Annotated in this window: 20 protein-coding genes; 14 read left to right on the top strand and 6 right to left on the bottom strand. The window is 71.5% G+C overall.

The annotated features are described in order from the left end of the window. Window positions 1–11: 11 nt before the first annotated feature. A complete protein-coding gene (locus tag JSY13_RS11645; protein ID WP_259606821.1) occupies window positions 12–3,035 on the bottom strand; it encodes an alpha-mannosidase in 3,024 nt (1,007 codons plus the stop codon). An 89-nt stretch (window positions 3,036–3,124) separates the two neighbouring features. Here JSY13_RS11645 and JSY13_RS11640 point away from each other — a divergent pair, with 89 nt between their 5' ends. Beyond that, on the top strand, window positions 3,125–4,150 hold the full coding sequence (locus JSY13_RS11640; RefSeq protein WP_259606820.1) for a LacI family DNA-binding transcriptional regulator: 1,026 nt from the start codon (window positions 3,125–3,127) through the stop codon (window positions 4,148–4,150). 42 nt (window positions 4,151–4,192) lie between these two features. Here JSY13_RS11640 and JSY13_RS11635 read toward each other — a convergent pair whose 3' ends face one another. Beyond that, window positions 4,193–5,533: a glycoside hydrolase 5 family protein gene (locus JSY13_RS11635; protein WP_259606819.1), complete on the bottom strand. Its 1,341-nt coding sequence runs from the start codon at window positions 5,531–5,533 to the stop codon at window positions 4,193–4,195. Between the two features lie 154 nt (window positions 5,534–5,687). Between JSY13_RS11635 and JSY13_RS11630 the strand changes: the two genes are divergently transcribed. After that, window positions 5,688–6,680 carry an ABC transporter substrate-binding protein gene (locus JSY13_RS11630; RefSeq protein WP_259606818.1) on the top strand — a complete coding sequence of 331 codons (993 nt, stop codon included), beginning with the start codon at window positions 5,688–5,690 and terminating at the stop codon, window positions 6,678–6,680. 164 nt (window positions 6,681–6,844) lie between these two features. Next, window positions 6,845–6,970, top strand: coding sequence for a hypothetical protein (locus JSY13_RS11625; protein WP_259606817.1), 126 nt, complete (start codon window positions 6,845–6,847; stop codon window positions 6,968–6,970). A 98-nt stretch (window positions 6,971–7,068) separates the two neighbouring features. Here the strand turns inward: JSY13_RS11625 and JSY13_RS11620 are convergent, their stop codons facing one another. The 3 genes from JSY13_RS11620 to JSY13_RS11610 form a co-directional block, all read right to left on the bottom strand. After that, on the bottom strand, window positions 7,069–7,641 hold the full coding sequence (locus tag JSY13_RS11620; protein WP_259606816.1) for an HhH-GPD-type base excision DNA repair protein: 573 nt from the start codon (window positions 7,639–7,641) through the stop codon (window positions 7,069–7,071). 157 nt (window positions 7,642–7,798) lie between these two features. After that, window positions 7,799–9,073 (bottom strand): ATP-binding protein, encoded by a 1,275-nt coding sequence (locus JSY13_RS11615; protein WP_259606815.1) that lies wholly within the window; start codon window positions 9,071–9,073, stop codon window positions 7,799–7,801. A gap of 448 nt (window positions 9,074–9,521) precedes the next feature. Beyond that, window positions 9,522–10,817: a glutamyl-tRNA reductase gene (locus tag JSY13_RS11610; protein ID WP_259606814.1), complete on the bottom strand. Its 1,296-nt coding sequence runs from the start codon at window positions 10,815–10,817 to the stop codon at window positions 9,522–9,524. 106 nt (window positions 10,818–10,923) lie between these two features. Between JSY13_RS11610 and hemE the strand changes: the two genes are divergently transcribed. The 11 genes from hemE to JSY13_RS11555 all read left to right on the top strand — a co-directional run bounded on the left by hemE (window position 10,924) and on the right by JSY13_RS11555 (window position 20,126). After that, window positions 10,924–11,931, top strand: a complete 1,008-nt coding sequence (gene hemE / locus JSY13_RS11605; protein ID WP_432806413.1) for a uroporphyrinogen decarboxylase — start codon at window positions 10,924–10,926, stop codon at window positions 11,929–11,931. A 21-nt stretch (window positions 11,932–11,952) separates the two neighbouring features. Beyond that, window positions 11,953–13,437, top strand: coding sequence for a protoporphyrinogen/coproporphyrinogen oxidase (locus JSY13_RS11600; protein ID WP_259606812.1), 1,485 nt, complete (start codon window positions 11,953–11,955; stop codon window positions 13,435–13,437). Window positions 13,438–13,572: 135 nt separating this feature from the next. Beyond that, window positions 13,573–14,016, top strand: coding sequence for a hypothetical protein (locus JSY13_RS11595; RefSeq protein WP_259606811.1), 444 nt, complete (start codon window positions 13,573–13,575; stop codon window positions 14,014–14,016). Window position 14,017: 1 nt separating this feature from the next. Further along, entirely contained in the window at window positions 14,018–14,422 is a 405-nt protein-coding gene (locus tag JSY13_RS11590; RefSeq protein ID WP_259606810.1) for a phage holin family protein, read from the top strand. After that, window positions 14,409–14,699 carry a hypothetical protein gene (locus JSY13_RS11585; RefSeq protein WP_259606809.1) on the top strand — a complete coding sequence of 97 codons (291 nt, stop codon included), beginning with the start codon at window positions 14,409–14,411 and terminating at the stop codon, window positions 14,697–14,699. Before JSY13_RS11590 ends, JSY13_RS11585 begins: the two co-directional genes overlap by 14 nt. A gap of 92 nt (window positions 14,700–14,791) precedes the next feature. Further along, window positions 14,792–15,469: a hydrogen peroxide-dependent heme synthase gene (gene hemQ / locus JSY13_RS11580; RefSeq protein WP_259606808.1), complete on the top strand. Its 678-nt coding sequence runs from the start codon at window positions 14,792–14,794 to the stop codon at window positions 15,467–15,469. Next, a complete protein-coding gene (gene hemC, locus JSY13_RS11575) occupies window positions 15,469–16,455 on the top strand; it encodes a hydroxymethylbilane synthase (protein WP_259606807.1) in 987 nt (328 codons plus the stop codon). Before hemQ ends, hemC begins: the two co-directional genes overlap by 1 nt. A gap of 5 nt (window positions 16,456–16,460) precedes the next feature. Further along, window positions 16,461–17,258, top strand: a complete 798-nt coding sequence (locus JSY13_RS11570; RefSeq protein ID WP_259606806.1) for a uroporphyrinogen-III synthase — start codon at window positions 16,461–16,463, stop codon at window positions 17,256–17,258. Next, window positions 17,255–18,232: a porphobilinogen synthase gene (gene hemB / locus JSY13_RS11565; RefSeq protein ID WP_259606805.1), complete on the top strand. Its 978-nt coding sequence runs from the start codon at window positions 17,255–17,257 to the stop codon at window positions 18,230–18,232. Before JSY13_RS11570 ends, hemB begins: the two co-directional genes overlap by 4 nt. 16 nt (window positions 18,233–18,248) lie before the next feature. Then, complete coding sequence (gene hemL / locus JSY13_RS11560; protein ID WP_259606804.1) at window positions 18,249–19,568, top strand: glutamate-1-semialdehyde 2,1-aminomutase; 1,320 nt, start codon at window positions 18,249–18,251, stop codon at window positions 19,566–19,568. 108 nt (window positions 19,569–19,676) lie between these two features. Then, entirely contained in the window at window positions 19,677–20,126 is a 450-nt protein-coding gene (locus JSY13_RS11555; protein WP_259606803.1) for a hypothetical protein, read from the top strand. A 30-nt stretch (window positions 20,127–20,156) separates the two neighbouring features. Here JSY13_RS11555 and JSY13_RS11550 read toward each other — a convergent pair whose 3' ends face one another. Beyond that, on the bottom strand, window positions 20,157–22,403 hold the full coding sequence (locus JSY13_RS11550) for an ATP-binding cassette domain-containing protein (protein ID WP_259606802.1): 2,247 nt from the start codon (window positions 22,401–22,403) through the stop codon (window positions 20,157–20,159). Window positions 22,404–22,428 lie beyond the last annotated feature (25 nt).

Genomic DNA, 22,428 nt, shown 5'->3' with positions numbered 1-22,428 from the left:
CGGAGACGCGGTCAGCGCGCGATGCGGAGCGTGCGGACCTCGAAGGGGCGCAGGGACAGCTCGCCGCCCTGGCGCGGGTTCTCCAGCTCGTCCTCGATCAGCGACACCTCGCGGATGCCGGAGTGCGCGAAGTCGGCGATGAGCGTGCCCGTGGCCCGGCGGCCGAGCGCCTCGTACACCCGCACGATCACGTCGCCGGAGCGGTCGTCGGCCAGCTTCACCGCCGAGACGACGATGCCCTCGCCCTCGACGCGCACGAGCGGGGCGACCTCCGCCGCGCCGCGGACGACGGTCGCCGGGGCGTTGAGCCGGCGCCCCTCGGCGGTCGCGATCGCGGCATCCGCCCCCACGACGAGGCCCACGGTGATCTCGTGCCGTCCGTGATCGGTCTCCGGATCGGGGAAGCGCGGCGCGCGCAGCAGCGACAGGCGCACGGTCGTGGTGACCTCGTCCCCGTCGGCGTCGCGTGAGGTGTCGTAGCCGTAGATCGAGTCGTTCACGAGGGCGACGCCGAAGCCGTCCTCCTCGACGAGCACGAAGCGGTGCATCGAGGTCTCGAACTTCGCGGCCTCCCAGCTCGTGTTCACGTGCGTGACGCGGCGCTGGTAGCCGAACTGCGTCTCCGCCAGGGTCTCGCGGGCGAAGATGTCGAGCGGGAAGGCGAGCTTGAGCAGCTTCTCGGCCTCGTTCCAGTCGATCTCGGTGCGCAGCAGCACGGTGCGCGCACCCGGCTCGAGCGTGATCGTCTGCACCAGCGAGGACGCAGAGAAGGCCCGGCGGACGACGACGGTCGCGACGCCGTCCTCGACGGATGCCGTGACGGATTCCGCCTCACGGAGGTCCTCGACGCGGTTGCGGTAGTACCGGTCGATGTCCCACGCGTCCCACATGTTCGGGAAGTCCTGGTGCAGCTGGAACAGGTTCGCCGGGTTCCCGGCGGGGATGGCCTCGCGGCCGGTCGTGCGGTCGGCCGCCGAGACGATGAGCCCGGAGCCGTCGACGAGGATGCTGACCAGCTCGTTCTCCAGGCGGAAGCCGCCGGACTCCTCTGTGAGGGTCACGGCGTTGTCGGCCGAGTCGTCTCGGCGCTCCGCGCCTCGCTCGATGACCGGGGAGGCGACGACCGGGGTGCGGGCAGACGCACCGCCGTCGGTGGGGGAGAAGACGAGCTCGAGGTCGCCGTCGCCGGCCAGGACATGCCGGGCGTCGGATGCCAGCTGCCGGGCATCCGCCACGACCTTGCCGAGCACCTCGACGGCCTCACGATGCACCCACGCGATCGACGTGCCGGGGAGGATGTCGTGGAACTCGTGCAGCAGCACGAGCTGCCACAGCCGGTCGAGCTCCTCGTACGGGTACCCGGTGCCGAGTCGCACGCATGCGGTCGTCGCCCACAGCTCGGCCTCGATGAGCGCGTGCTCGGCGCGGCGGTGCAGCGCCTTGGTGCCGTGCTGGCTGGTGAGGGTGCCGCGGTGCAGCTCGAGGTACAGCTCGCCCACCCACACGGCGGGATCGGTCAGCTCGGCGCGGGCGTCGGCGAAGAAGGCGTCCGGATGCTTCCACTCCACCTTCGCCGACCCCTCGAGGTCCGCCAGACGGGCGGCGCGGCCGGTCATCTCGCGCGTCGTCCCGCCGCCGCCGTCGCCCCAGCCGACCGGCGCCAGCGACATGGTCGCGACGCGGTTCTCCTTGAACTGTCGCGACGCCTTCGCCACCTCCGAGCCGGCGAGCTGGGAGTTGTAGGTGTCCATCGGCGGGAAGTGCGTGAACATGCGCGAGCCGTCGATGCCCTCCCACAGGAAGGTGTGATGCGGGAACACGTTGCGCTGGTTCCAGGAGATCTTCTGCGTGAAGAACCACTCGAAGCCGGCCCGGCGCATCAGCTGCGGTAGCGCCGGCGAGTACCCGAAGCTGTCGGGCAGCCAGACGCCCTTGCAGCGCACGCCGAACTCGCGCTCGAAGAAGCGCTGCCCGTAGGAGAACTGACGCACCAGCGACTCGCCGGTCGGCATGACGGTGTCGGACTCGACCCACATGCCACCCAGCGGCAGGAAGCGGCCGGCGGCCACGGCGTCCTTGATGCGCTCGTAGACCTCGGGGCGGTGCTCCTTGATCCACGCGTACTGCTGGGCGCTGGACATGCCGTAGAGGAACTCCGGCTGCTCCTCGATCAGCGTCGTCATCGAGGACGTCGTGCGTGCGACCTTGCGGATGGTCTCGCGCACCGGCCACAGCCAGGCCGAGTCGATGTGGGCGTGACCGATCGCGGCGATGCGGTGCGCGCTCGCCTCCGCCGGGGAGGACAGCACGTCCGCGAGCCTCGCGCGGGCAGCGGATGCCGTCTCGGGGATCCGCTGGAGATCGAGCACGTCGAGCGCGTCATCCAGGGCCTGCAGGATCCGCATCCGCCGCGGCGAGGTCTCCGGCAGCTCGGCCTGCAGTTCGAGGAGCACGTCGAGGTCGAGGGAGAGCTCGAACACCTCCGGCTCGAACACCGCGAGGTCCATGTGGCGGACCCGGTACAGCGGCTCGGGGGAGGAGGTGAGGATGTCGCCCTCCTGCGTCGGCAGGAAGGGGTGGTAGTCGAGCAGCACCGGGTTGGACGCGCCCTCCAGGTAGTACTCGACGGCCTCTCCGCCGGCGGCCTGCTCCGTGACGGTCAGCCACTGGTTGCGCGGGTTGATGCTCTTCACCGGGGTGCCGTCGGGGCGGTAGACGAGGCCCTCGCACTGGAATCCGGTCATGTTCACGTCGAAGCCCAGGTCGATCAGCGCCTCGACGCGACGGCCCGCCCATGCGGCGGGGATCTCGCCGCGCAGACGGAACCACGTCGTGCCCCAGGCCGGACCCCACAGGCTTCCGGCGGTGAACGGCTCGAAGTCCAGGGCGAGACCCTCGGCCGGTGCGATCGGCTCGCCGGGCAGGGCGCGCGCCGCGATCTCGAAGGGGATCCGCGCCGAGTGGATGGCGGGGCGGACGCGCTCGACGAGCACGCGGTTCACGCGGCCGACGGTGAGCGAGGTCTCTTCGTGCACAGTGTGCTCCTCTGGCGGTGTGAGAATGGGGGATACCCGCGCGGGCGATCCCCATCGCGGCGACTAAAACGGTCTAGTACGGTGAGTCTATGTCACGGACGAAGCGCGTCACCATCGCCGACATCGCGCGCCTCGCCGGGGTCTCCCCCGGGGCGGTGTCGTTCGCGCTCAACGGCCGCCCCGGCGTGAGCGAGCAGACCCGCCGGCGCATCCTGGAGATCGCCGAGGAGCACCAGTGGCAGCCGAGCTCGGCGGCCCGAGCGCTCGTCGGCTCGCGTGCCGGGGTCGTCGGCTTCGCCGTGAACCGGCCGGCGCGCACGCTCGGCACCGAGGCGTTCTTCACCGACCTGATCGCCGGCGTCCAGTCGGCGCTCGCCGCCCAGCGGATCGCCATGCAGCTCGTCCTCGTCTCGTCCATCGACGAGGAGATGGCCACCTATCGCCGCTGGCGCAACGCCCATCAGGTCGACGGCGTGATCGTGATCGACCCGCGCGATGACGACCCCCGCTTCGCCCTGCTCGACGAGCTCGGTCTGCCGGCCGTGGTCATCGGCAGCCATGCGTCGGATGCCGGGGAGCCGGCGGCGATATGGCTCGACGACGGCCAGGCCGCGCACGCCCTGTTCGATTACCTGGCCGCGCTCGGTCACCGCAGCGTGGCGTACGTCTCCGGCCCCGAGGAGTTCCAGCACACCCGCATCCGCGCCGGCGTCCTCGGCGATCTGGCCGCGCGCGGCGTGGCGGGCGAGACGTTCGTCACGGACTACTCGCCGAGCGCCGCGACCGCCACCACGCGGATGCTGCTCAGTCGCCGCGAACGGCCGACCGCGATCGTCTACGACAACGACGTGATGGCGATCGCCGGCCTCCGGGTGGCGCAGGAGATGAACGTCGCGGTGCCGACCGGACTGTCCCTGGCGTCCTTCGTCGACTCGGTGGTGACCGGGCTCGTGCACCCGTCGATCACCTGCCTCACGCGCGACACCTTCGCACTCGGCGAGCAGGCCGCGCAGTTCCTGCTCGCGCAGATCGAGTCGGGCGAGAAGCTGCCCGACCGGCTCGGTCCGCTGCCGACGCTCACGACCAGGGAGAGCACGAGCCCGCCGGGTCGGTGACCCGTCGACGGGCTCGGGGGCTCAGGGGGGACCAGGCCGGGCTCAGTGCCCGACGACGGTGTTCTGCGAGGCGTACTCCGGTGCCTCTCCGATGCCGGGGCGCACGAGCTCGGTGATCCCGCGGGCGGCGAGCGCCGCGGCATCCGCTGCCGTGGTCGACGTCACGAACGCCGGGTCCGCGCCGTCGGCGCACGCGTCGACCCAGGCCTGGAAGACCGAGCCGCCCGGGCTCAGCGCGCCGCGGCTGACCGGCACGTCATGCTCGTCGACCTCGATCACGATGCCGAGGGTGCGGGGCGGTGCAGGCCGGCGCTCGCGCAGCGCGGGGATGAGCTCGGCGAAGCGGCGGCCGATCGGCTTGGCGGCGCCGTCCTGGCCGATCAGCCCGAGTGTGTACTCGAGCTCGGGGAAGTCCGCCAGCTCGCGGCTGACGTCGTGCGAGCACCACCAGGTCACGCCCCACAGGTTCTCTGTGCGCGCCGCCGAGCGCACCGTCGCCTCCAGGAAACCGGGGGTCTCCTCGGGGGTGAGGCAGTTCGACGGGGCGCCCACCTCCTGCAGCCAGACCGGCCGGGCGGGGTCGGTCGCGAAGGCGCGGGAGAGCTCGATCATGTACTCGGCGTGACGATCTGATGCCACCGAGCGCCCGCCGTAGCGCTGCGCCGTGCCGTTGAAGATCCATGAGTGCACGGTCGTCATCGCGCCGAGGCGCGACGCGAGCGCCGGCGTGAAGCCGTGCCCGTCCATGTACCAGACCGCGTCGTACTCGCTGTGCACGTGGGGCAGGCCCGGGGCGGTGCGGTCGGCGGCTTCGAGCAGGGCGGTGATCCAGGCGGACGCCTCGGCCTCGGTCACCGGCCACGGCGACGGATGCGTCTTCGCCGAGAACTGGTTGGTCTCGTTGCCGGTCGTGAACCCGAGGAAGTTGCCGGCGTCCGCGAGCGCGGCGCCCAAGCGCTCGACGAGTGCCACCTGGCCGCTCACCGCGTCCGGATGCGTGAACATGTTCCGGTCGTGCCACGTGTACAGCCACGCCGGCACGAAGTCGAAGCTCGACAGGTGGCCCTGGATCACATCGACGCTCGCGTCCAGCCCGAACTCCGCTGCGACATCGACGACCGCGCGGACGTCGGCCACGGCCTTCTCGCGGATCAGCGTGCGGTTCGGCTGCAGCACGGTCCACAGCGGGAAGACGCGCACGTGATCGAGACCCAGCTCGGCGAGGGCGAAGAAGTCCCGGCGCACGGAGTCGAGGTCGAGGTGCAGCCAGGAGTGCATCCAGTGCGTAGCCGGCGTGTAGTTCGCGCCGAAGCGCAGCAGCGCGCCGGCCGAGCGCGGCGCGTCGGCCGAGAGTGGCGCGTCGGCCGAGAGTGGCGCGGACATGGCGGTCCTTTCCTGAATCGGATGCTCCGTCCCCGGCAGATCGGGGTTGGACGATGCGTCGTCGCTATGGCATGCTTACGCCACTATAGCGTTTTAGGAACCGGTCGCCACGCCCGAAGGCGAAACGACCCTGGGCCCTTCGAAGGAGAAGTCCATGAAGATCCGAAAGATCCTTGCTGTCGGCGTCGCCGGCGCGACGGCGCTCGCCCTGAGCGCGTGCACCGGCGGAGGCGGGGCCGGTGCGGCCGGCGGGGGAGGCCCGATCGACACCTCTGGCGAGCTCACTGGAACGATCAAGTTCCAGACCTGGTCGCTGAAGAACGAGAAGTTCACCCCGTACTTCGAGGCCCTCATCGACGAGTTCGAGAAGGAGCACCCGGAGGTCACCGTCGAGTGGCTCGACCAGCCCGGTGAAGGCTACCAGGACAAGATCCTCAGCCAGGCCAACTCCAACACCCTGCCCGACGTGCTGAACCGGCCGCCGGACATCGCCTTCCCGCTCGTGAAGGCCGGGAAGCTGCTCGACCTGGCCGAGGCCGACCCCGGGCTCGAGTCGCAGTACAACGAGGGCGGCTGGACCGCCTACAGCAGCTACAGCGGCACCGAGGGCACCTACGGTCTGCCCTGGTACCTCGGCAGCGACGCCTCGTGGTGGAACCTCGCGGCGCTCGAGCCCTACGGCATCACGAAGGACAACCTCCCGGCCACGACCGACGAGTGGCTCGACACCGCCAAGGAGGTCGCCACCGCCTCGAACGGCAAGGTGCAGCTGGTCTCCTCGATGCCCGGTGTCGACACGTTCATCTCGGCGGGCATCCCGGTGATGGACGAGGACGGGACCTTCACCTTCAACACCCCCGAGGCCGAGGCGATCATGCAGAAGTACGCCGACGCGTACGCCGCCGGGGCCATGCCGGCCGAGGCGCTGTCGGCGGTCGAAGGCGACCTCGAGCCGGCGCAGGCGGAGGCCATGGATGTGATGTTCGACTCGCTGTCGAAGGCGAAGGCCGCTCCGTTCCAGTGGACCGGCGACATGTCGACCTACTTCAACCAGCAGATCGCCCTCGCGATCAGCGGTGAGATGTCTGCGAAGGAGGCGCTCGACAAGATCGTCGACTACGCGAACGAGAACCGCATCGACAAGTGATCCCCGGACACCAGCACCCACAAGGAGCCTGATCATGCGATCGCATCGTTGGTACACGCCCTGGCTTCTCGTCGGGCCCGCCGTCCTGTGGGTGCTAGGAGCAGCTCGGCGCTGCGGCGGCCGATCTCACCGCCACCTCGCAGAAGCTCGCCGGCCAGCTCGCGGTGCACACGAAGCACCAGGGGTACGGCGTGTACGTGACGTACAACCTCACCTCGGCCGATCACTCGGCGTACCTGTCGGCGATCACCGAGCCGCTCACCGGTCTCGCGACCGTCCACGACGGCTGAACGGGTTCGAGCGGGTCGGTCTCAGGCGGTCACCGAGACCGACCCGCTCTCGAAGGCGCAGGCGTCCGGCCAGGCATCCGACACCGCCGGGCTCGACGTCACTTCGCCGTCTTGGCGGCGGCCTTCATCGCCTTCTTGTGCTCGCGCACCTTGGCGAGCGACTCCGGGGAGACGATGTCGGCGACGCTGCGGAACGAGCCCTCCTCGCCGTAGGGAGCGGATGCTTCGCGCCAGCCTTCACCCGTGTAGCCGTACTGCTTGCCCAGCAGCGCCAGGAAGATCTTCGCCTTCTGCTCGCCGAACCCGGGGAGGGCCTTCAGGCGGCGGAGCACCTCGGGGCCGTCCGGGTCGCCCTCGGTCCAGATCGCGGCCGCGTTCCCGCCCCATTCGTCGACGATGGTCTGGCACAGGGTCTGCACGCGGGCGGCCATCGAACCGGGGAAGCGGTGCACCGACGGGGTCTGCCTGAACGCCTCGAGGAAGGCATCCGGGTCCATGCCGGCGATCGCAGCGGCATCCGCAGCGCCCGTGCGCTGCTGGATCTTGAGCGGTCCGGCGAACGCGGTCTCCATGGGCACCTGCTGGTCGAGCAGCATCCCCACCAGCAGCGCCAGCGGGTTGGTGGTCAGCAGGTCGTCGGCGGCGGTGTCTCCGGTGATGTGAAGGGCCATGCCTCCAGTCTGACATCGCGCATGGTCGACCGCCGAAAGTGCTGTATTTGATAACTCACACCCTCAGATGCGCTCGACGCTGCTCACTGCCGAGGGCATCGTCGCAACCGGAGACATCCAGATGGACAGAGACGGCCGCTATTAAGTAGCGCAACGGCTAAGTTGAAGCACTCCCGTTCGACCGGGTCACGGCGATGTTCTTTAGTCCTGGCGGGGCCCAGCGAAGGTAGTATGCAAAGAACGGGTCGGCGAGGTGAAGCGTCGAGTACTCGGCATCGTACTCAAGAACGGGCTCTCCTTCGATCTTGTCCTTCGCGATCGAGGTCATCTGCTCGAGAACATTCGTAATCTCGTGCCGCTGGGGCAGTTCCGAATTAAGGATTTCGCGCAACGAGGCACGGATGTCGTCATAGCCGAGCGTCGTCCGGGGTCCTGTGTTCTCAATCGCCGCCAGCACAGCGCCATAAATATCCGTCTGGATGCCAGACTTCAGACTTCTGACCATGCGGTCAGTGCGTGTACGAGGGCCCGTCTTCAGCAGATCGAACGCCGACTTCGAAGTCGCGGACGCCTGCTTCTCGAAGAACTCCCGCCAGTCGGGCTCCACGAACACCTCGCTAAGTATGCGACCCTGTCGATTTGCGATGCTCAGATTCAGGCAATGCGTCTGCATCAGGTGGGGGCTTCCAAAGCTCTCGGCCACGAGGCGGGAGACAATATCGGGTGACACAGTGACCCCAAGTGCCTGGAAACCCTGGGTAGCGATCAACGCCAGGTCCTGCTCCTCCCACTGCGCAACAGGGAGTGGCTCTACTCGGCCGGTCATTTCCTTCTCGACGCGCACCACGTCGTACGCGCGATGCGGAACTGCGGCTACCACGACCGCAAGTCCATCGAAGATCAGATCCTTGAGTCCACGGACGATCAGGAGTTGCTGCTCGGCATCGATGTAGTGGAAGTCGTCAATGATGACGACGGGCCGTCTTTCACCAAGCGCCTTCCTTGCAACGGAACGGGAGTTAGCCTTGCGGCCACGGGAGATGCCCTTGTCGAGAGTGTTCTCGACGCGACCCGTACCTGACAGCGAGACCACTGCAGCATTGGCTCCACCCGCAACCTCCGCTCCGGTGCTGTGAGCAGTAGTGACGTTGAGGTGGTGCTCAGTGAACACTTCAAGCTCGTCACAGACACTTGCCCAGAAGTCATCTGCAGTGTCGATCGCTCCGCCCGACAGCCACATCGCATCGGGAATGGTCCTTTTGAGAAGCACTGTCTTGCCGGACTTGGTCGGGCCTGACACAGATAGGAGCGGCTTCTGACGGCGCTCGAGCCAACGGCCTAGGTCCTCCTCAAGCCGGAGGTGATCACGAGACACATAAGTTTCGTGCGGAAGTCCACCGGGAATGAATACGTCGTCGGGGCTAAGCGGCATGATCCAGATGATAGCTGTGGTCTACGACACCGACGCGCTGCCTGGCCGAATAGAGCTCGCTTTGAAACCGGAGGCAGTTCTGCTGCGTCGAGGGAACGCGTATGTCAATAGCAGCTAGCAATGGCCAGCGCACCTGCTGGACGAGCAGCATCCCCACCAGCAGCGCCAGCGGGTTGCTGGTCAGCAAGTCGTCGGCGCGGTGCCTCCGGTGATGTGAAGGGCCATGCCTCCGGTCTGGCGCCGGCTGTCGTGATCCGCGGAGCGCGGCTTCGTCGCGGCCGGGCCGCGGGGAGCTTTCCGCATCCCGTGAGGGTGCGGAGGGTGCGGTTTTCTCCCGGCGGCGGACGGATGCTGCGGCGCGGGGAGCTTTACGCATCGCGGACGGGCCGGGGAGGTGCGTTCTTCTCCCGCCGGCGCCGACACCCCGCGCGTCTGCGACGCCGGGGACCTACGCCGTCGCGGAGGTCTCGCCCGCGGCATCCGCCTCGGGCGTCAGGCCGTACAGCGTCTCGAGGGCGGCGACGAACTCGTCCGCGCGGCCCTCGGCGGCGAGCTCGTGCGCGCGGGAGGTCGGAGTGTGCAGCAGGACGCCGGCGAGGTGGCGCATGGCCTGCTCGACCCGGCCGTCCTCGTCGCCGCGGCGGCGGGCGCGCTCGATCTCCGCCTCGAGCAGACCGAAGATGTGCGTGCGCAGCGCGACCACGGCCGGGGTCACGCTCTGTCGGGATCCGACGATGTGGAACTTCTCGGCCGCCTCGCGGACGACGGTGCGCGCGGCATCCGTCGCCTGCAGCTCCTCGAGCGGCGCGTGCAGGCGGATCGTCTCCAGGTCGAGCAGCGCGACGCCCTCGAGCTGCGCGACCGCGGGGTCGACGTTGCGGGGCATGCCCAGGTCGATCACCAGCTGCGCGCCGGAACCGGAACCGGTCGCGGCGTGCACCGGGCATCCGCCGCCGACGGCGGCCGGGCGCCGCAGCTGCTCCGGCCCGAGCACCGGCTCGGTGGCGCCGGTGCAGGTGATGAGCAGCGTGGAGTGACGGGCGACGGCGGGGTACTCCTCCGCGGTGATCGCGCGGATGCCGTGCTTCTTCGCGAACACGGCGGCCCGACCGGACGGGGAGTGCACCGAGATGTCCACGGCTCCGCGCTCGCGGAGCGTGGCGAGGGTGACCGCCGCGTACGCCCCCGTGCCCACGAGCAGCACGCGCTCGGCGGACCAGTCGGCGATGCGGCTGTCGGCCAGCTCCAGCGCGAGACGCACCAGGGAGCGTCCGGCGCGGTGCAGCGCGGTGACGTTCTTCACCTTCCGCTGCGCCTCGCTGGCGCGCTGGAACAGGCGCTCGAGCTCGGGGGAGGTGGTGCCCTTCTTGCGGGCCGAGGTGAGCGCACGGCGCACCTGCCCGGCGATCTCGCCCTCACCGGACACGACGGACTCGAGACCGGATGCCACGGCGAACAGGTGTTCCGGGACGCGGCGGTCGCGGATGATGCGGTACGCGCCGTCGAGGTCGTCCGCGGGCACGCCGGTGGCCTGCGCGACGGCCTCCAGCAGCGCCTCCGATCCGATCGCCTCGGCGTCGTCGGTCTCGACGTAGGCTTCGAAGCGGTTGCAGGTGGCGAGGACGACAGCCCCCTGCGCACCGGCCTCGATCAGGGTCGGGGCGACGGTCTCGGGGTGGCGGCTGAGGCGTTCGAGCAGGTCGAAAGACGCGGTCTTGTGACTCGCCGTGACGCAGAGCAGCACGCGTCGATTCTACGCGCTGCCGCTGATCACGGCCTCTAAGGGAGGCCTAACCAGGCTGGCCCGCGGCTGGGCGGATGCATAGCAAGCCGGTGAAAGGATGGTGCGCATGACTGACCTGCTGCGCGCGCTCGCCGGCGAGACCCCGGAGCGCACTCCCGTCTGGTTCATGCGACAGGCGGGACGCTCCCTTCCCGAGTACCGCGAGCTGCGCGTCGGCACCCGGATGCTGGACGCGTGCCTGACCCCCGACCTGGCGGCCGAGATCACCCTGCAGCCGGTGCGCCGCCACGGGGTCGACGCGGCCGTGTTCTTCAGCGACATCGTCATCCCGCTGCGGCTGGCCGGCGTGGAGGTCGAGATCGAGCCCGGGCGCGGGCCGGTGTTCGCGAGTCCCGTGCGCACCGCCGAGGACGTCGACCGCATCACCGCGATCGACCCGGCTGATCTCGACGGCACCGCCATCGCGGAGGCGGTGCGGATCACCTGCGCGGAGCTGGGCGACACCCCGCTGATCGGCTTCGCCGGCGCCCCGTTCACCCTCGCCGCCTACCTCGTCGAGGGCGGGCCGTCGAAGGAGCACCTCCGCGCCCGCGCCATGATGCGCGCCGACCCCGCGTCGTGGAACCGCCTGGCCGGCTGGCTCTCGCGCATCTCGCGCCGCTTCCTGGAGATCCAGCGCGACGCGGGGGCATCCGTCGTGCAGCTCTTCGACTCCTGGGCCGGCTCGCTCAGCCCGGCGGACTACCGCGCCTTCGTCGCCCCGCACTCGCGCGCGGCGCTCGACGGCATCGGTCTGCCGACCATCCACTTCGGCGTCGGCACGGGACCGTTCCTCGCCGACATGCGGCTGGAGGGCGTCGCCTCCGCCGTGGGCGTGGACTGGCGGATGCCGCTGGACGAGGCGATCCGCATCCTCGGCCCCGACACCGCCGTGCAGGGCAACATCGACCCCGCCCTGCTGCAGGCGCCGTGGCCGGTGCTCGAGGCGCACGTCCGCGACGTCATCGCACGCGGCCGCTCCGCGAAGGGGCACATCCTCAACCTCGGTCACGGCGTGCCCCCGGAGACCGACCCCGATCAGCTGACGCGGATCGTGGAGCTCGCCCACGCCTGACCGCGCCGACCTGGAGTCACCATGACCGCTGAGCATCCCGCCGAACTCGCCGCCCGCGCCGCACAGCAGCACGTCGTCGTGATCGGCGGCGGCATCGGCGGACTCGTCGCCGCCCGCGAGTGCGCCAAGGTCGGGATGCCGGTGACCGTGCTCGAGGCGGAGGAGCGGCTGGGCGGAGCCGTGCGCAGCGCGACGCTGGACGGGCTGGTCGTGGACGCCGGGGCCGAGAGCTTCGCCACCCGGGGCGGCCACGTGCGCCGGCTCGTCGAGGAGCTCGGACTCGGCGAGGCGATCGTGTCGCCCGAGGGCGGCGGCGCGTGGCTGACCGGCATCCCGGATGCCGCGGATGCTCCGCTGCCGGTCGGCGGGATGCTGGGCATCCTGGCGAATCCGTTCGCCGACGACGTCCGCCGCATCATCGGCTGGCGCGGCGCGTGGCGCGCGTACCTCGACCGGCTGCGGCCGCCGCTGACCATCGGCCACGAGCACAGCCTGGGCAGGTTGGTCCGCTCCCGGATGGGCGCACGCGTCCTGGACCGGCTCGTCGCCCCGGTGACGGCGGGCGTCTACTCCGCGCACCCGGACGACGTCGATGTGGACGTCGCGATCCCCGGCCTGAACGCCGCGCTCACCCGCGTCGGCTCCCTCTCCGGTGCGGTCGCCGTCCTCCGCGAGGAGCAGAAGGCGCGCACGGCGCCCGGCTCCGCGGTGCAGGGGCTCCACGGCGGCATGGGTCGGCTCGTGGACGCCCTCCGCGCAGACCTCGAGACCTACGGCGCCGGCATCCGCACCGGCGTGCGCGCGACCGCGCTGCGGCGCGAGGGCGGCGTATGGATCGTCGACGTCGACGAGGCGTCGACGGATGCGGATGCGGACGCCTGCGAGCCGCTGGGGGCCGCCGCCGAGGCGCTGCGCGCCACCGGCGTGATCCTCGCCGTGCCGGAACCGGCGGCGCGAGCCCTCCTGGACGGGATCGCGACCCTCGGCGCCCCCGGCGCGGCGCCGGAGATCGAGATCGTCACGCTCCTGCTCGACGCCGCCACCCTCGACGCCGCGCCCCGCGGCAGCGGCGTGCTCACCGTGCCCGGCAGCCGCGCCGCCAAGGCGCTCACGCACTCGACGGCGAAGTGGGGCTGGCTGCGGGAGGCCGCGGCCGGGCGGCACGTGGTCCGGGTCTCCTTCGGCAGCCAGGGAGAGCCGGCGGCGACCGCCGCACTCGACGACGCGGAGGCCGCTCGGCTCGCCCTCGCCGAGGCATCCGCCATGCTCGGCGTCCCGCTCGAGCCTTCGCAGCTGCGCGCCGGCCACCGCGCCCGGTTCGTGCAGGCGCAGCCGTCCTCGCTGATCGGCGCCGCGGAACGGCGGGACGCCGCGCGCGACGCGATCCGGCGCACGCCCGGCCTCGCCGCGGTCGGGGCCTGGCTCGCCGGCACCGGGCTGGCGCAGGTGGTGCCGGACGCGGTCGCCGAGGCCGACCGCCTGCGGCACGCCCTGCTCTGGGACTGACCGGGCATTCTCCCCCTCCGGGCCGCGTCGCGCAAGACTAGATGCTGAATCGGGAATATGCGACTACCCTGGGAAGCCGGTCGCGCCCCATCGCGGGCTCGCGACCACGCCGCACACAACGTGAGGAGGCCCCCAATGAAGGGCAAGATCGGACTCGTCATCGGACTCGGAGCCGGATACGTCCTCGGGTCACGGGCAGGGCGCGAGCGCTACGAGCAGATCAAGAAGCAGTGGCTGAAGGTGTGGAATCGCGACGCGGTGCAGGAGCAGGTCGCGAAGGTGCAGGACTTCGCGAAGTCGCAGGCCGCGGCCGTGCCCGGCGCCCTGTGGGACGGCGCGGTGAAGGTCGTGCGTTCGATGTCCGGATCGGGCACGCCGGGGCAGAAGCTCGACTCCGCGATCGACGCGAGCAAGGACGCCGCCGAGGACGTGGCGGAGGCCGCCGAGGACACCCGCGAGGCCGCGAAGAAGACCGTCGCCGCGGCGAAGAAGAAGTCCGACGCCAAGGGCGCGGGCGCGTCCACCGGCTCGGCGTCCGGAGAGGACGAGTCGGCGTCCGGTCCCAGCGGGATCGCCTGAGATGCGCGGATACCGCGACCGCGCCGACGACAGCCTGCTCACGCTGATCGGCGACCTCCCGGAGCTGGTCGGGAACCTCGTCAAGGCCGAGATCGACGCGGCCAAGGTGTGGGTGTCGCGCACCGCGAAGGACGCCGGGATCGGGAGCGTCTGGTTCCTGATCGCGCTGTTCTTCCTGTTCTGGGCGGTGCCGGTCATCCTGGTGTTCGCCATCGCCGGCCTCTCCTCGTGGTGGCCGGTCTGGCTGTCCGCGCTGGCGGTGTTCGGCATCCTGCTGATCGTGGCGCTGCTGTTCGCGCTGCTCGGCATCCTGAAGTTCCGCAAGGTGCTTCGGCGCGAGAACCCCGCCCAGGCGGTCGCCGAAGACGTCCGCATCGTGAGGAGCGCCGGTCATGACCACCCCTGAATCGCTTTCCGTCTCGCATCCGCTTCCCCGCACGGCCGTGCCCGCCGGCATCACCGACCCGGTGGCGTCCGCCCGCGCCGAGCTGAAAGCGGCGCTGGCGGCCATCGAGGTGAAGGGGAACTTCCCGCGGCGGATCGAGCAGGCGTCCCGGCGCGGCATCGCCAGGGCGAAGATCTTCGCGCAGCGCAATCCGGTCGGCGCCGGTGCCGCGGCCGTCGGCGCGGCGGTGGCCGTCGGCGGGCTGGTCTGGGTGATCGCCCGCGCACTGTCCCGCTGATCCGGCGCGCTCGACGCGCTCAGCCCGCTGCCGCGGCCCGGTTCGTCGTCCTCCGGTTCGCCGTCCTCGCGCGGAAGGGGCAGACTGGAAGCATGTCCGAGCAGCGCGATGAGAACCCGTCCGGATTCACCCTGTGGGCCGTGTGGCGGCGCAACCCCGACCTCGCCGTCACCGAGAGCGACGCCACCGAGCTGGAGACCATCGTCGGTCACATCGAGGACTCCGGCGTCGCCGTCCGCGGCTTCTACGACGTCAGCGGGCTGAAGGCCGACGCCGACCTGATGGTGTGGCTGCACGGCGACACCGCCGAGGAGCTGCAGCGGGCCCTGCGCCGGCTGCGCCGCACCGAGCTGTTGCGCACCCTGCTGCCGGTCTGGAACGTGATGGGCGTGCACCGCGACGCCGAGTTCAACCGCGCCCACGTGCCCGGGTTCCTGCGCGGTGTCGAGCCGAAGCAGTGGCTCTGCCTGTATCCGTTCGTGCGCACGCCCGAGTGGTACCTCGCCCCCGAGGAGGACCGCCGGCGGATGCTGGCCGAGCACGGCCGCAAGGGCGCAGCGTTCACCGGCGTCATCGCCAACACCGTCGCCGCCTTCGCCCTCGGCGACTACGAGTGGCTGCTGCCGCTGGAGGCCGACGACCCCGTCGAGCTCGTCGACCTGATGCGCGACCTGCGCTACACCGACGCGCGCCGCTTCGTGAAGGAGGAGGTGCCGTTCTACACCGGCCGCCGCCTCCGCTTCGACGAGATCGCCGACGTCCTGCAGTGATGTCCGCCCCGATCCGCCTCGGCACCCGCCGCAGCGCCCTCGCGCAGGCGCAGTCCGGCCAGGTCGCCGCCGCCCTCGAGAAGGCCGCCGGGCGCCCCGTCGAACTCGTGCCGATCACGTCCGAGGGCGACACCAACCGGGCATCCCTGTCCGAGATCGGCGGCCGCGGCGTCTTCGCGACCCGCCTCCGGGAGGCGCTCCTCGCCGGTGACTGCGACATCCTGGTGCACTCCCTGAAGGACCTCCCCACCGCCGTGCCGGAAGGCCTCGTCATCGCCGCCACCCCGCCGCGGGAGGATGCCAGGGACGTCGTGATCACCCGCGGCGGCACGCCGCTGCACGAGCTGCGCTCCGGCAGCACGGTCGGCACCGGCGCTCCCCGGCGCATCGCGCAGGTGCGCCGTCGTGCCCCGCACGCGCAGCCGGTCGACATCCGCGGCAACGTCGACTCGCGGCTGGAGCGGGTCGCCTCCGGCGAGCTCGACGCCGTCATCCTCGCCGCCGCCGGGCTGTCCCGCCTCGGCGCCGAGCTGAAGCTGCATCGCGAGGACCTCGGGCTCGCCGAGTGGCCCACCGCGCCGGGGCAGGGGGCCCTGGCCGTGGAGACGACGGCGGACGCGCCGGCAGAGCTGCGCCAGGCGCTCGCGCGCCTCGACGACGAGGACACCCGCATCGCGGTGACGGTCGAGCGGGCGATCCTCGCCGGGCTCGAATCCGGATGCCAGGCGCCGATGGCCGCGCACGCGGCCGTCACGGGCGACACCATCCGCATCCGCACCGTCGTGTACGAGCCCGGCGGCGCCCGCAGGATCGGCCTCGACGTCACGGAGCGCCTGAACCGGGGGTATATTCGACGGAACGGCAGCGGCAACGGCGCGGATGCTGCCGATGATGCAGACCCGATGCGCGCGATCCGTGACATCGGCATGTCTGTGGCTCATCGGCTGCTCGAACAGGGGGCGGCCGACCTCCTTCCGCGAGAGTGATGCTGATGACTGCTTCCGAAACGAAACCGGCGAAGCCGCTGCACGGCTGGCGCGTCCTCGTGCCGCGCGGCGGCCCGTGGGGCGACGGGGTCGCGGCCAGTCTGCGAGCGCAGGGCGCCGTGCCCGTCGTGGCGCCCCTGATAAACTTCGCCCCCGCGGCCGACCAGGGCGTGCTCGAGGCGGCGCTGGAGCGCCTGCAGTCCGGCCACTACGACTGGCTCACCATCACCAGCGCGACCACGGTGGACGTGCTGTTCGCGCATCGGGTGAAGATCCCGTCCCGCACCAAGGTCGCCGCCGTCGGCGAGACCACCGCGGCGGCGCTGCAGGCGGTCGGCTACGAGGTCTCGCTGGTGCCCGACCAGGACAACTCGGCGGAGGGCATGGCCGAGCAGCTGATCGCGCTGGAGCCCGAGCCCCGGCGCATCCTGTCGCTGCGCAGCGAGATCGCCAAGCCCGTGCTGTCGGTGATGCTGAACCTCGCCGGACACGACGTCGACAGCGTCGTCGCCTACCGCACGGTCGGGGTCCCGGTCACCGAGCGGATCCGCCGCGACGTGGAGAGCGGACGCATCAACGCGATCCTGATCACCAGCGGGTCGGTCGCGCAGCAGGTGCGCGAGCAGTTCCCCGACATCCCGGACACCACCCTTCTCGCGGCCATCGGCCCGCGCACGGCGAAAGACGCCCGCCGCGCCGGGCTGCCGATCTCGGTGGTCGCCGACAAGCAGACCGTGGACGCGCTGATCGACGCGGTCTCGCACTTCACCCTTCCGCACGCCGCCGACGAGTTCGCCCGGTGAGCCGCTTCCCCGACACCCGCCTGCGCCGGCTGCGCCAGTCGCGCGCCGTCCGCGACCTCGTCCGCGAGACCTCGCTCGAGCCGCGCCAGCTCGTGCTCCCGCTGTTCGTGCGCGAGGGCGTGACTGAGCCCCAGCCGATCGGCTCCATGCCGGGCGTGGTGCAGCACTCCCTCGACTCCCTGCGTCGCGCGGTGACGGATGCCGCGGATGCCGGCGTCGGCGGCGTCATGCTGTTCGGCGTCCCCGCGGTGCGGGATGCGATCGGCAGCGCGGCCGACGACCCGGACGGCATCCTGAACGTCGCGACGGCCGCCGTGGCATCCGAGGTCGGCGACGCGCTGGTGGTGCAGACCGACCTGTGCCTGGACGAATTCACCGACCACGGGCACTGCGGGGTGCTGGACGGCGACGGGGCGGTCGACAACGACGCCACGCTGGAGCGGTACGCGTCGATGGCGCTCGCGCAGGCGCAGGCAGGATCGCAGATGCTCGGACTGTCCGGCATGATGGACGGCCAGGTCGCGGTGGTGCGGCAGGCCCTGGACGACGAGGGCTTCACCGACACGCTGCTGCTCGCGTACGCGGCGAAGTACGCCAGCGCGTTCTACGGCCCGTTCCGCGAGGCCGTCGACTCGCAGCTGACCGGCGACCGCCGCACCTACCAGCTCGACCCCGGCAACCGGCGCGAGGGCGTCCGCGAGGCGCTGTTCGATCAGGACGAGGGCGCCGACATCGTGATGGTCAAGCCGGCGATGGCGTTCCTGGATGTGCTGCGCGAGGTGCGCGACAGCGTGGAGGTCCCGGTGTGGGCGTACCAGGTGTCGGGGGAGTACGCGATGATCGAGGCGGCTGCGACCAACGGCTGGATCGACCGCCCTGCCGCCGTGCTCGAGTCGCTGCTGTCGATCCGCCGCGCCGGCGCCGACGCCGTGCTCACGTACTGGGCCGCCGAGGCCGCCCGCTGGCTCCGCTGACGAAGGACACCTCCCGATGACCGACCGCAACGACGACCTCTTCGACACCGCCCGCACCGTCATCCCCGGCGGGGTGAACTCGCCGGTGCGCGCGTACGGCTCGGTCGGCGGCACGCCGCGGTTCCTGGCATCCGCTCGCGGGGCGCGGGTGACGGATGCCGCGGGCACCGAGTACATCGACCTCGTCGCGTCCTGGGGTCCGGCGCTGCTCGGCCACGCGCATCCGGAGGTCGTGCAGGCGGTGCAGGAGGCGGCCGCGCGCGGACTGTCCTTCGGCGCCCCCACCGAGGGCGAGGTGGAGCTCGCGCAGCTGATCGCCGACCGCGTGCGCCACGGCGATGTGCGCCCGGTCGAGCGGGTGCGCCTGGTGTCCACCGGCACCGAGGCGACGATGACGGCGATCCGCCTGGCACGAGGCGCCACCGGACGCGACCTGCTGGTGAAGTTCTCCGGCCACTACCACGGCCACTCCGACGGCCTGCTCGCCGCGGCCGGCTCCGGGGTGGCGACCCTGGCCCTGCCCGGTTCGGCGGGCGTGCCGGCGCCGATCGCCGCGCAGACGCTCGTCATCGACTACAACGACCCCGAGGCGCTCGCCGCGGTGTTCGCCGAGCACGGACAGCGCATCGCCGCGGTGATCGTCGAGGCGGCATCCGCGAACATGGGCGTCGTGGCGCCCCAGCCCGGCTTCAACCGCCTCATCGCGGAGACCGCGCACGCACACGGCGCGCTGATGATCCTGGACGAGGTGCTCACCGGGTTCCGCGTGCATCCGGCCGGCTTCTGGGGTCTGCAGCAGCAGGCCGGCGAGGAGTACCAGCCCGACATCATCACCTTCGGCAAGGTGGTCGGCGGCGGGATGCCGCTGGCGGCGCTCGGCGGCCGCGCCGAGATCATGGACCTGCTCGCGCCGGTCGGCCCGGTGTACCAGGCGGGCACGCTGTCCGGCAACCCGCTCTCGGTCGCCGCAGGGCTCGCCACGCTGCGCCTGGCGACCCCCGAGGTGTACGCGGCGATCGACGCCGCGGCCGACCGCCTGGCGGCCTCCCTCGACGCCGCGCTGACGGATGCCGGGGTCGTGCACGCCGTGCCGCGCGCGGGCAACCTGTTCGGGGTGGCGTTCCTTCCCGAGGCGCCGCGCGACTACGCGCAGGCGCAGCGGCAGGAGTCGTTCCGTTACGCGCCGTTCTTCCACGCCATGCGCGAGCAGGGGGTGGCCCTGCCGCCGAGCGTCTTCGAGGCGTGGTTCCTTACCGCCGCCCACGGCGAGGAGGAGCTCGCGGCGATCGAGGCGGCCCTCCCCGCCGCCGCATCCGCCGCCGCATCGGCCGCCTGACCCCCCGGCATCCGCCGCCTGCCCCCCGGCAAGCCGGGGAGGGGATCGTTGCGGGTCTGTGAGCAAGTCGCAGACATCTCGCAGGACAGCGCTGGCAGACTGGATGCCATGGTGACGCTGTTGCTGGATCAGACGCAGCTCCAGATCGTGCTGTCGCCGATCGAGCGAGCGACCACTTTCCATCGCGGGAACCTGACCGTCGCGCGCGAGCACATCACCAAGGTGCAGCTCACCGACGACGCCTGGACGTGGCTGCGCGGTGTGCCGGGCCCCGGCACGCACATCCCCGGGGTTCTGGCGGCGGGCACCTGGAAGGCCGCGGGGACGACCGACTTCGTGCTCATCCGCCGGCGCAAGCCGAGCGTGGTGATCGACCTCGTCGGCGACGAGCAGTACCAGCGACTCATCCTCACCACGCGACACGGCCTCGCCCTCACGCAGGCGCTGCGGCTCGAGGTCAGCGACGAGCCGGCGGATGTGGCGGACATCGCCGCCACCGGGCCGGTGCCCACGGCATCGGGGCGCCGGCGCCCGGTGATCCGTCCGCGGCCCGCCTGAGGGGCGCGCCGGGGTCGGCGGATCCGTCGATCAGCCGTGGTGGTCGCCCTCGTGGTGGTCGCCGGCGTGGTCGCCGTCGTAGTGGTGGTCGCCGGCCTCGTCGGTGCGGGTGTCGTCCCCGGCATCCGTCGGCTCCACGGTGTCGATCGCGCGCGTCGCGTCGTCGGCCGGAGCCTCGTCGGCCGGAGCCTCGTCGGCCGGAGCCTCGTCGTGAGCTTCCGCAGCGTCCGGTCGCGGGGCCTCGCCATAGGGGTAGTCGGGGGCGGGGCCCTCGAAGAAGCGGCGGGCGGCGTCGGAGAGCGAGGTGCGCATCGCGGTGAGGCGCGGGTCATCCTGGTCGTCCACGACCTCGTCCTCGTCCTCGTCGTGCGCGCCGAGCAGGGAGGAGAGCACCTCGATGCCCGAGGTCTCGGCGGGCGGCTCCTCGCCGTCGCGGGTGTCGTCCGCGGACCGGTCGCCGTCGAGCGTCGAGGGGATGCCGGTGATGAGCTCAGTGAAGCTCTGCCGATCGCTCTGCGGCGGCAACGAGACCGACATGGTCGCCAGGGGCAGGACGCCGGGGGTGTCCTTCTCCTTCGGCTCGGGTTCGGTCGGGCTGTCGCCCCACAGGCCCGTGGGCGGGAGCTCGATCGCGCCGGTCCGGTCATCGTGTTCGGACTCGCCGCGCTCGTCGCCGTCACGCTCGCCCTGGGCATCGTCCTCGTGCTCGATGCGCACGGTGCTGAGAGCCGCCAGGAAGTCGGAGCCGTCGTCGTTCGCGTCCTCGGCCCCTTCGGCGTCCGTCGTGCCCTGGAACTCGTGGACCGCGGAACCTTCCGCCTCCTCCGCATCGGTCGCCTCGGGGGAGGCTTCGCCGTGGTCGGATGCGGCCTCGGCCTGCTCGGTGTCGGGATGCTCGGTGTCGGTGTGCTCGGCGTCGGGATGCTCGGTGTCGGCGTGCTCGGCCTCGGCCTGCTCGGCCTCGGCCTGCTCGGTGTCGGGATGCTCGGCGTCGGTGTGCTGGTCCTCGGTCGCCGCCGCCTCGGTCGCGTCCGCGGGAGCGGCTTCGGTCTGCTCATCCGGGGCGGCGGCGCCTTCTTCGCCCTCCGCGTCCCCGGTGGACGAGACCTCGGCATCCGCGGGCTCGCCCGCGTCGCCCTCCGCATGCTCTCCGGCGACCGCCGGTGCCTCGTGCTCGCCGGCTGCGGTCTCACCGGAGACCGCAGCGGTCGACGCCTCGTCCACTGCCGCGCCGGCATCCGCGTCGCGTGCCTCGGTCTCGTCGACGTCGGGAGCAGCGCCGGCGTCGAACGTCGCCGCGGCCGCGGCGCCCGCGGCATCCGCACCCTCGTACGGCGCGTGCGCCACCGGGTTCGCGACCTCGTTCAGGGCCGGGCTCTCCGTGCGGCGACCGTAGACGAGGTCGAGGAAGACCTCCTCGAGGCTCGGCCCGCGCTGCTGCAGGGTCGTCAAGGCGATGCCCGCGGCAGCGGCGACGGCGCCCACGGCGGCGGCATCCGAACCCCGCACCGTAAGACCCGAGCGCAGCACGTCGTACTGCAAGCCGGCCGCCCGCAGCGCGGCGGTGAGACCCTGGCGATCCTCGGCGTCGACGATCACCGAACCGGTGGTCGGGTCGACGAGGTCGTCGATGCTGCCGGCGTACACCGCACGCCCCTTCGAGAGCACCACGACGTCGTCGGCGACCTGCTCGATCTCGCTGAGCACGTGCGAGGAGACCAGCACCGTGCGTCCCTCGTCGGCGAGCCGGCGCATGAGGAGGCGCATCCAGCGGATCCCCTCGGGGTCGAGCCCGTTCGCGGGCTCGTCGAGCACCAGCGCGCCCGGATCGCCCAGCAGCGCCGTCGCCACGGTGAGCCGCTGACGCATGCCGAGGGAGAACCCGCCGATGCGGGTGTCGGCGTCGTCCTGCAGGCCGACCATGCGCAGCACCTCGTCGACGCGCGAGGCCGGGATGCCGTTGGCCTTCGCCGCGATCGTCAGCTGGCGCGCGGCGGTGCGGCGGGGACGATACATCGTGTCCTCGAGGACCGCGCCGATGGTGCGGAGCGGATGCCGCAGCTCGGCGTACGGAACGCCGCCGATCGTGACGGTGCCGGAGGTGGGGCGGATCTGGCCGAGCAGCATCCGCAGCGAGGTCGTCTTGCCGGCCCCGTTGGGTCCGAGAAAGCCCGTGACCGCGCCGGGCTCGACGCGGGCCGAGAAGTCGGACACCGCCGTCACGGCGCCGAAGCGCTTCGTGACCCGGGTGAACTCGAGCACCTGTCCTTCGGGCATGTGCGACCTCTCTGATCTGGGCAGT

Origin of the sequence: Microbacterium neungamense (assembly GCF_024971095.1) — a bacterium.
Taxonomy (GTDB): domain Bacteria; phylum Actinomycetota; class Actinomycetes; order Actinomycetales; family Microbacteriaceae; genus Microbacterium; species Microbacterium neungamense.
The sequence above is the reverse complement of the archived record's forward strand: the minus strand, read 5'-3'. Positions and strand labels throughout refer to the sequence as shown.

What these genes read in the sequence shown, in the direction of transcription:
- JSY13_RS11585 (WP_259606809.1), top strand. Translation starts at nt 14,409, where the DNA reads ATGACCACCCCTGAATCGCTTTCCGTCTCGCATCCGCTTCCCCGCACG.
- hemE (WP_432806413.1), top strand. Translation starts at nt 10,924, where the DNA reads ATGACTGACCTGCTGCGCGCGCTCGCCGGCGAGACCCCGGAGCGCACT.
- hemC (WP_259606807.1), top strand. Translation starts at nt 15,469, where the DNA reads ATGTCCGCCCCGATCCGCCTCGGCACCCGCCGCAGCGCCCTCGCGCAG.
- JSY13_RS11595 (WP_259606811.1), top strand. Translation starts at nt 13,573, where the DNA reads ATGAAGGGCAAGATCGGACTCGTCATCGGACTCGGAGCCGGATACGTC.
- JSY13_RS11590 (WP_259606810.1), top strand. Translation starts at nt 14,018, where the DNA reads ATGCGCGGATACCGCGACCGCGCCGACGACAGCCTGCTCACGCTGATC.
- JSY13_RS11615 (WP_259606815.1), bottom strand. Translation starts at nt 9,073, where the DNA reads ATGCCGCTTAGCCCCGACGACGTATTCATTCCCGGTGGACTTCCGCAC.
- JSY13_RS11570 (WP_259606806.1), top strand. Translation starts at nt 16,461, where the DNA reads ATGACTGCTTCCGAAACGAAACCGGCGAAGCCGCTGCACGGCTGGCGC.
- JSY13_RS11640 (WP_259606820.1), top strand. Translation starts at nt 3,125, where the DNA reads ATGTCACGGACGAAGCGCGTCACCATCGCCGACATCGCGCGCCTCGCC.
- JSY13_RS11635 (WP_259606819.1), bottom strand. Translation starts at nt 5,533, where the DNA reads ATGTCCGCGCCACTCTCGGCCGACGCGCCACTCTCGGCCGACGCGCCG.
- JSY13_RS11620 (WP_259606816.1), bottom strand. Translation starts at nt 7,641, where the DNA reads ATGGCCCTTCACATCACCGGAGACACCGCCGCCGACGACCTGCTGACC.
- JSY13_RS11600 (WP_259606812.1), top strand. Translation starts at nt 11,953, where the DNA reads ATGACCGCTGAGCATCCCGCCGAACTCGCCGCCCGCGCCGCACAGCAG.
- JSY13_RS11550 (WP_259606802.1), bottom strand. Translation starts at nt 22,403, where the DNA reads ATGCCCGAAGGACAGGTGCTCGAGTTCACCCGGGTCACGAAGCGCTTC.
- JSY13_RS11555 (WP_259606803.1), top strand. Translation starts at nt 19,677, where the DNA reads ATGGTGACGCTGTTGCTGGATCAGACGCAGCTCCAGATCGTGCTGTCG.
- JSY13_RS11630 (WP_259606818.1), top strand. Translation starts at nt 5,688, where the DNA reads ATGAAGATCCGAAAGATCCTTGCTGTCGGCGTCGCCGGCGCGACGGCG.
- hemQ (WP_259606808.1), top strand. Translation starts at nt 14,792, where the DNA reads ATGTCCGAGCAGCGCGATGAGAACCCGTCCGGATTCACCCTGTGGGCC.
- hemL (WP_259606804.1), top strand. Translation starts at nt 18,249, where the DNA reads ATGACCGACCGCAACGACGACCTCTTCGACACCGCCCGCACCGTCATC.